This is a genomic window from Bacillus sp. B1-b2 (genome assembly GCF_009183415.1).
Lineage (GTDB): Bacteria > Bacillota > Bacilli > Bacillales > Cytobacillaceae > Niallia.
The window spans coordinates 1-1,213 of sequence record NZ_WEHU01000064.1 but is presented as its reverse complement, the minus strand read 5'-3'; the positions used below and the strand labels follow the sequence as shown (position 1 = coordinate 1,213).

The window sequence follows — 1,213 nt, the reverse complement described above, 5'->3', positions numbered from 1 at the left end:
TCAATCCACAGCTTCGGTGATATGTTTAGCCCCGGTACATTTTCGGCGCAGAGTCACTCGACCAGTGAGCTATTACGCACTCTTTAAATGGTGGCTGCTTCTAAGCCAACATCCTGGTTGTCTAAGCAACTCCACATCCTTTTCCACTTAACATATACTTTGGGACCTTAGCTGGTGGTCTGGGCTGTTTCCCTCTTGACTACGGATCTTATCACTCGCAGTCTGACTCCCAAGGATAAGTATTTGGCATTCGGAGTTTGTCTGAATTCGGTAACCCGATGGGGGCCCCTAGTCCAAACAGTGCTCTACCTCCAATACTCTTACCTTGAGGCTAGCCCTAAAGCTATTTCGGAGAGAACCAGCTATCTCCAAGTTCGATTGGAATTTCTCCGCTACCCACACCTCATCCCCGCACTTTTCAACGTGCGTGGGTTCGGGCCTCCATTCAGTGTTACCTGAACTTCACCCTGGACATGGGTAGATCACCTGGTTTCGGGTCTACAACCACATACTATTTCGCCCTATTCAGACTCGCTTTCGCTACGGCTCCGTCTCTTCAACTTAACCTCGCATGTAATCGTAACTCGCCGGTTCATTCTACAAAAGGCACGCTATCACCCATAAAAGGGCTCTAACTACTTGTAGGCACACGGTTTCAGGATCTATTTCACTCCCCTTCCGGGGTGCTTTTCACCTTTCCCTCACGGTACTGGTTCACTATCGGTCACTAGGGAGTATTTAGCCTTGGGAGATGGTCCTCCCTGCTTCCGACGGGATTTCTCGTGTCCCGCCGTACTCAGGATACACTCAAGAGGGAACGAAGTTTCGACTACAGGGTTATTACCTTCTACGACTGATCTTTCCAGATCGATTCGTCTACCCCGTTCCTTTGTAACTCCATATAGAGTGTCCTACAACCCCAAGAGGCAAGCCTCTTGGTTTGGGCTAATCCCGTTTCGCTCGCCGCTACTCAGGGAATCGCGTTTGCTTTCTCTTCCTCCGGGTACTTAGATGTTTCAGTTCCCCGGGTCTGCCTTCAGTACCCTATGTATTCAGGTAAAGATACTATCCCATTACGGATAGTGGGTTTCCCCATTCGGAAATCTCTGGATCAAAGCTTACTTACAGCTCCCCAAAGCATATCGGTGTTAATCCCGTCCTTCATCGGCTCCTAGTGCCAAGGCATCCACCGTGCGCCCTTTCTAACTTAACT

1 rRNA gene (cut by a window edge) is annotated in these 1,213 nt (G+C 49.5%); it reads right to left on the bottom strand.

Going from position 1 to position 1,213, the window contains the following annotated elements:
• A 23S ribosomal RNA gene (locus tag F9279_RS24670) occupies positions 1-1,213 on the bottom strand (its annotated part extends 1,735 nt beyond the left edge of the window); the annotation flags it as partial.